Annotated in this window: 6 protein-coding genes and 1 pseudogene; 4 read left to right on the top strand and 3 right to left on the bottom strand. The window is 68.0% G+C overall.

All coding sequences use genetic code 11. The features are described from left to right. From NBV68_RS16510 to NBV68_RS16495, 4 genes are all read left to right on the top strand, one after another. The coding region (locus tag NBV68_RS16510; protein ID WP_296311877.1) for a CoA transferase at nt 1-917 on the top strand (917 nt) is incomplete at its 5' end. Continuing rightward, complete coding sequence (locus NBV68_RS16505; protein ID WP_296311875.1) at nt 917-1552, top strand: isochorismatase family protein; 636 nt, start codon at nt 917-919, stop codon at nt 1550-1552. The genes NBV68_RS16510 and NBV68_RS16505, both read left to right, overlap by 1 nt. A gap of 222 nt (nt 1553-1774) precedes the next feature. Next, nucleotides 1775-1888, top strand: a complete 114-nt coding sequence (locus NBV68_RS16500; protein WP_296311874.1) for an enoyl-CoA hydratase — start codon at nt 1775-1777, stop codon at nt 1886-1888. Nucleotides 1889-1921: 33 nt separating this feature from the next. After that, complete coding sequence (locus tag NBV68_RS16495) at nt 1922-2035, top strand: enoyl-CoA hydratase (RefSeq protein ID WP_296311871.1); 114 nt, start codon at nt 1922-1924, stop codon at nt 2033-2035. A 16-nt stretch (nt 2036-2051) separates the two neighbouring features. On the opposite strand, the gene NBV68_RS16490 is transcribed toward NBV68_RS16495, so the two are convergent. From NBV68_RS16490 to NBV68_RS16480, 3 genes and pseudogenes are all read right to left on the bottom strand, one after another. Further along, a complete protein-coding gene (locus NBV68_RS16490; protein ID WP_296311869.1) occupies nt 2052-4253 on the bottom strand; it encodes a TonB-dependent receptor in 2202 nt (733 codons plus the stop codon). 105 nt (nt 4254-4358) lie between these two features. After that, nucleotides 4359-6155, bottom strand: coding sequence for a glycogen debranching protein GlgX (glgX, locus tag NBV68_RS16485; RefSeq protein WP_296311867.1), 1797 nt, complete (start codon nt 6153-6155; stop codon nt 4359-4361). After that, a pseudogene (locus NBV68_RS16480) lies at nt 6152-6620 on the bottom strand (alpha-D-glucose phosphate-specific phosphoglucomutase); the annotation flags it as partial. The gene glgX and the pseudogene NBV68_RS16480, both read right to left, overlap by 4 nt.

Raw genomic sequence — 6620 nt, 5'->3', positions numbered from 1 at the left:
TGATCGAGAACTTCAAGCCCGGCACGCTGGAACGCTGGGGCCTCAGCCCGGCCGAGCTCCACGCGATCAACCCCGGTCTGATCATCGCCCGCATGTCGGGCTACGGGCAGGACGGGCCTTACAGCGACCGCGCCGGCTTCGGCGGGATCGGCGAGGCGATGGGAGGCTGGCGCTACATCGTCGGCGAGCCTGACCGTCCGCCCAGCCGCATGGGCATCTCGATCGGCGACACCCTGTGCGCGACCTATGGCTGCATGGGCGTGCTCGCCGCGCTCCACCACCGCGCGAAGACCGGCGAGGGACAGGTCGTCGACTCCGCGCTCTATGAGGCGGTGTTGCAGGTGATGGAGGGGCTCGTCCCCGAATATGACCGCAACGGCGTGATCCGCGAGCGCTCGGGCTCGGTGCTCAAAGGCATCGCGCCGTCCAACGTCTATAGCTGCAAGGACGGCTCCTACATGATCGGCGCCAATGGCGATGCGATCTTTGCGCGGCTGTGCCAGGCGATGGGGCGGCCCGAACTCGCCAGCGACGAGCGCTACGCCACCCATATCGCGCGCGGCGTCCATCAGGATGAACTCGACGCGCTGGTCAATGCGTGGACGGGCACGCTGACCGTGGACGAGGTCGATGCGCTGATGACCGAATATTCGATCCCTGCGGGCCGCGTCTACCGCGCGCCGGAAATGCTCGCCGATCCGCACTTCCAGGCGCGCGAGGCGATCATCGAGGTCGAGACCCAGAACCGCGGGCGGATCAAGATGCAGAACGCCTTCCCCAAGCTCTCCAAGACCCCCAGCACCATCCGCCGCCCCGCGCCCGCTGCGCCCGGGCAGGACAATGCCGAGGTCCTTGCCGAGCGTCTGGGAATGGACGCTGCCGAACTCGAGCGGCTGGCGGCGGCGGGGATCATCTGATGGCCGGCCCTTCGGCAGCCGACAATTATGCAGGCGTGTTCGAGGGGCGTCTCCAGCCCGGGACGCGCCCTGCCCTGCTTATCGTCGATGTCGTGATGGCCTACCTCACGCAAGGCTCGGCGCTGTTCATGGAAACCGCCGCGGCGGCGCGCGACAGCAATGCGCGGCTGGCGGCAGCGGCGCGCGCAGCGGGGGTGCCGGTGGTGTTCACCGGCGTGACCTACAAGCCCGACGGCTCGGACGGCGGGGTGTTCTACAAGAAGGCGCCTGTGCTTGAGGCCTTTGTCGAGGGCTCCCCCCTCGGCGCCTTCCCGCCCGAACTTACCCCGCAAACCGGCGACCGCGTGGTCACCAAGCAATATCCCAGCGCCTTCTTCGGCACCGGCCTTGCCGAGGCGCTCAACGGCGAGGGCATCGATACCCTGCTGATCACCGGCTACTCGACCTCAGGCTGCGTGCGCGCCAGTGCGCTCGATGCAATGCAATACGGCTTCGTCCCGCTGGTGGTGCGCGAGGCCTGTGCCGACCGCCACGCAGGCCCGCACGAGGCGAACCTGTTCGACCTTCAGGCCAAATATGCCGAGGTCATCAGCGAGGCCGAAGCGCTCGCCTATCTGGCGCGGCCCACCGCATAATTCCGCGCGCGCTCAGGCTGCGCGCAACCCCGCAAAACCGACTTCGCCAACCTTTGGTGAATTTCCCCAAGCTTTCGTTCGGCTGAACGACGCGTTTGCTGCGTACAAGCTGCGAAACGGCGGAATTCCGCCATTTTCCAAGTTTGGCACGGCTCCTGCAGAGTATCAGGCATCCCCGGGACGACCCCGGGAAACGCCAGAAACACCAACAGGAGACCCACCATGTACGCCAACGAAACCGCCAGCCGCCTCTTCGCCGCCGCCTTCTCGGTCGTGATCTCGGCCGCTTTCTTCGCCTACGCGATCATCCCCGCCAGCCCCTCGCTCGTCGCCTGATCCGGCGCCAACCCAACCAAAAGGACCAGACCCATGTACGCTTCCGACACCGCCGCCCGCCTCGCTTCCGCTGCCTTCGCCGTCGTGCTGACTGTCGCCAGCCTCGCCTATGCGATCATCCCGGCAAGCCCGACGCTGATGGCCTGATCGGAGTGGAGGGGTCTCAGCCCTTCCACCCGATCGAGACGAAAAAGTTGCGAGGGCTCCCGGGATCGAACCCGCCGCCGCCGCCGGGACGGACCCGGGTCGCATAGTCCGCATCCAGCAGATTGTTCACCCCCGCCCCGATCGTGAACCCGCCGGCCACCGGCCATTCGACCGAGGCATCGAACACCTCGTAACCAGGCAGGAAGAAATCGGCGACGTTGTTGTCGGCCCCCTGCTGGTCGCCGACCGAAGTGAAGGTCAGCGCCGCGCGCGAACCGTCCTTGCCGATCCACGCCAGAACCGAGCGGAGCAGATGCCCCGGCGCATATTGCGGGGTGAAGCCCGCCGCGACGCCATCGGTGAACTCGGCATCGAGCAGTTGCAGATTGGTCGAGAGGCGCAGGGTGTTATCGCTCTTCGCGAAACCCTCAGGCCCGAGCAGATCGAGCCGCAGCGCAAGGTCGATCCCCTGATTGCGCATATTGCCGACATTCTGCCGCCGCGCCCCGCCGGAGCCGACCGCGCCGAAGGGCGCCGCAGCGGGCAGCGGCCCGGCAAGAAAGCCGACCTGATCCTCGAACTCGACACGGAACAGCCCTGCATCGATCCGCACCGCCGGCACCGGCTCGACCTGCACTGCGCCCTCGATGGTGAAGGCATAGGAGGCCTCGAAGGTGCCGGCCGCATCGATCCCGGCCTGGAAAGTCACGCCGTCATTATAGAGCAGCGGCTTGAAGGCGCGGCTGGCATTGGCGACGAAGCGCAAGGTGGGCGAGGCGTCCCATGTCACCCCGATCCCGTAGAGCGGCACGGTCTGGCTATCCTCGCGGTTGCCGAGAACCCCGTTCGGCCCGCCCGGCCCGCCGCCGGTTGCGCTGCCAGCGCCGAGGTCGAGCGTTTCGACCACGCGCTGGCGCAGACGCTCGAGCCGGAAGCCGGGGACGATCTGCACATCGCCGAAGCCGAGCTTCACCTCACCGAACACCGCCGCAGTGTCGCCGCTGCGCGTGGCGCGGGCGAGCGCGCCTGCGGTGCCGACGAAATCGGCATTGCTCGCGCCCTTGTCGACGAACACCGGCGCGTCCGAGGTGTGGCCGAGCACGCCGATGGTGAGGCTGTGCTGGCCCTGGTCGCCGAAATCGCGGCGCGCGCGCAAGTCGATACCGGCGGTGTCGAACACCTGGAGCTGGCGGATCAGCACATTGGCATCGGGGGTCACTTGCCCGAAGCTGCCACCCGCCTGCCGCCAGCTCTCGCGCTCGAAGCGGCTGTAGAAGGCGCGTGCCGTGACGAGGGTATTGTCACCCGCCTGCCATTCGACCGCAAGACTCGGCGCGATACGCTCGATCCGGACGCGGTCGCGGGAGAGCGAATTGTCGCGGCGGTCGGCTTCGAGGCGGGCGCGGGTCAATCCGCCGGGTTCGCCGAAGCGGCCGGTGTAGTAATCGAGGGCGAGCGTGGCGGTGACATCCTGCCCGAGATAGTGGCCGCGCAGGCGTGCGGTGGTCTGCTCGTGGTCGCTATTCACGCGCCGCGGGCCGTCGCCCTCGGCGTAGTGGATGAAACCGTCGGCGGCGAGCGTGCCGTCCGAGGCGGCGAGGCTGGCATAGCCCTGCCGTGCGTCCCAGCTGCCCGCAGTGAGCCGCGCCTCGGCCCCCACACCCGCCTCGCGGCGCGGGCCCTTGAGCACGTAGTTGATCGCCCCGCCCGGCTGCGGGCCATAGAGCAGGCCCGAGGCGCCGCGGATGAACTCGATCCGCTCGACCGCTTCCAATGGCGGAGTGAAGTAGCCTGCGGGGTAGGAATACATGTCGGGCACGGCCGGAACCGCGTCCTGCAGAGTGAGGACGTTCCAGCTCTCGTGCGGCTCGCCCAGCCCGCGGTAGGAGAGCGAGGCCCATGAGCCGTTCGAGACCTCCGAGACCAGCAGCCCCGGAATGTCGGCGAACGCGACGCGCAGGTTGCGGGTGGGCACCGGAGGGATGTCGTCCAGCACCGCGATATCGCCGAGCTTGCCCGCGAAGATCAGCGTGCCCGACTGGTCGGGCAGGCGGTCGCCGTCACGGTCGGCGGTGACGATGATCGAGGTCGCCTGCCCGGGAGCGCCCGTGTCCGCGCCACCTTCGGGAGCCTCGCCGCCATTCGCCAGCGCGGGGGTGGCGGTGGTGGCAAGCAGAAGCGCGGCAAGCGAGGGGGCGACGGGCAGGCGCAGGGACATGGAGGCTCCGGATTGGTCAGAAGGGAGCTCGCATTTCTTGCTATTGCGAATGATTGTCAATCGTTATTTCGGCCTGAAGCAACAGCGCCAGTTGAGCGCGCGCGTTCATTGTCGCCGCCATGACACCAACCGCTCGCTGCGGCTGACGCGCAGCGCCCCGCCGCCCGCTTCGGCCGGGAATTCATGGATGAAGCCGTCGCTCGCGGAGTCCTGCCATTGCCAGTCGGCCAGCGGCTCGCCTGCCAGCGACAGCCAGCGACCGTTCGCGGCAAAGCGCAGAAAATCGCCGAGGCGTTCGGCGCGCTGGCGGGCGAGCGATGCCACATGTGCTTCCAGCGCCACATCGCGCCGCTCCCAGTCCACGGCGAAGTCCTGGCAATAGGCGTTGTTGTTGCCGTGCTGGGTGCGAGCGAATTCGTCGCCTGCGGTGAGCATGATCGTGCCGGTCGAGGCGAACAAGGTGCCCAGCAAGGCACGCAGGTCGGCAGCGCGGCGGGCGATCACCTCGGGATCTTCGCTCGGACCTTCGGTGCCGCAATTCCACGAGTGGTTCTCGCCATGCCCGTCGCGATTTCCCTCGCCGTTGGCGCGGTTGTGGCGGTGTTCGTAGCTGACCGTGTCGGCAAGGGTGAAGCCGTCATGCGCGGCGAGGAAATTGACGCTCTTGCTTCCTTTGGGGCAGTCGGCACCGAACAGGTCCGACGATCCGGCGATGCGGGTGGCGAGGGTGCCGATGGTCGCCTCGCCCTTCCAGAACCGCCGCACATCGTCGCGGTAGCGGTCGTTCCATTCGAGCCAGTTCGGCGGGAAGCGCCCGAGCTGATAGCCGCCCGGGCCGATGTCCCATGGTTCGGCGATCATGATGCGGTCGGCCAATAGCGGCTCGGCGGCAAGCTCGACGAAGATCGGCGCTTGGGGGTCAAAGCCCGGCCCGCGCGCGATCACGGGGGCAAGGTCGAAGCGGAAACCGTCGATCCCGCAATGGCGCACGAAATGGTCGAGGCTGTCGATCATCAGGCGGCGCACGGCGGGGTTGGCGAAGTCGAGCGTGTTGCCGCAGCCGGTGTCGTTGATGAGGCCTCCCTCTGTGCTGCGCGCATAGGCCGCCGGGTCAAGCCCGCGCAAGGAGAGCGTGCCGCCATGGACATCGCTCTCGCCCGAATGGTTGAAGACGAGGTCGAGGATCACGCCAATGCCGCCCGCGTGCAGCGCCGCCACGGTCTCGCGCAGTTCGGCCACCCCGCCCGGGCAAAGGCCGGGGTCGAGCGCCATCATCGCCACCGGATTGTAGCCCCAATGGTTGGCGAGGCCCAGTGGCGGCAGGTGGCGTTCGTCGATCCACGCGATGATCGGCATGAGTTCAACGGCGGTTACATGAAGTGACGACAAGTGCGCGATGACTGCGGGATGACCAAGCGCGGCGATGGTGCCGCGCTGAGCCTCGGGCACATCGGGGTGCAGAAGGGTGAAGCCGCGCACGTTGATCTCGTAGATCAGGCCGCCGCGCTGGAACCGGGGCGGGGCGTGGGACACCTGTGCAAGCGCGCCTGTAACCACCGCGCGCGGGACGAGGTCGGCGGTGTCCTCGCCATAAACGCCGAGGCGAGGGTGCTGGACGAAGCGGCGGTCGAGTTCGATGGCGTAAGGATCGACCAGCAGCTTGGCGGGATCGAACCACAGGTTGGCTGACGGGTCGTATGTGCCATGAGCGCGGTAGCCGTAGCGGGTGCCGGCGAGATCACCGGGCAGATCGAGCGTCCAAACTTCGCCAGAGCGGGTCAGCGGCAAGCGGGTCTCGGCCTCGCCCGCGAACAGGCACAGGTCAACCGCATCGGCGCGCGGCGCGCGCACGGCGAAGCGGGTTACGCCGCCTGCAACATGCGCGCCGAGCCTTGGCGTCACGTCACCACATCGGGCGCGGTGCGGCCGGTGTGCGCCGCGATCCCGGCAATGGCCTCCGCCGCCGCGATCAGATCGGCGAGCATCGCGGGCGTCTCTTCGTCAAGCCTGCCGCCGGGCGCTTCATAGCGCTCCAGATAGACCCGCAAGGTCGCCCCCTCGGTGCCCGTGCCCGAAAGCCGGAACACGATCCGCGATCCGCACACGAACATCACCCGCACGCCCTGGTTGCGGCTCTCCGAGCCATCGACCGGATCGACATAGGCGAACTGGTCGGCGGCCGCGACGGTCAGCGGGCCGAAGCTCTTTCCCGGCAACTCCGCAAGCGAAGCCTCCAGCGCCTCCATAAGCGCGCCGGCCTTCGCCGTTTCGATCGCCTCGTAATCGTGCCGGGCGTAGTAGTTGCGCCCGAAGCGCGCCCAGTGCTCGGTAGCGAGCTGCATTACCGGCTTGTCGGTCACCGCGAGG

The organism is Erythrobacter sp., from assembly GCF_023653175.1.
Lineage (GTDB): Bacteria > Pseudomonadota > Alphaproteobacteria > Sphingomonadales > Sphingomonadaceae > Erythrobacter.
This window is presented reverse-complemented; position numbering and strand designations above follow the sequence as displayed.

Coding starts and splice junctions, on each gene's coding strand:
- NBV68_RS16495 (WP_296311871.1), top strand. CDS start 1,922: ATGTACGCTTCCGACACCGCCGCCCGCCTCGCTTCCGCTGCCTTCGCC.
- NBV68_RS16500 (WP_296311874.1), top strand. CDS start 1,775: ATGTACGCCAACGAAACCGCCAGCCGCCTCTTCGCCGCCGCCTTCTCG.
- NBV68_RS16490 (WP_296311869.1), bottom strand. CDS start 4,253: ATGTCCCTGCGCCTGCCCGTCGCCCCCTCGCTTGCCGCGCTTCTGCTT.
- NBV68_RS16505 (WP_296311875.1), top strand. CDS start 917: ATGGCCGGCCCTTCGGCAGCCGACAATTATGCAGGCGTGTTCGAGGGG.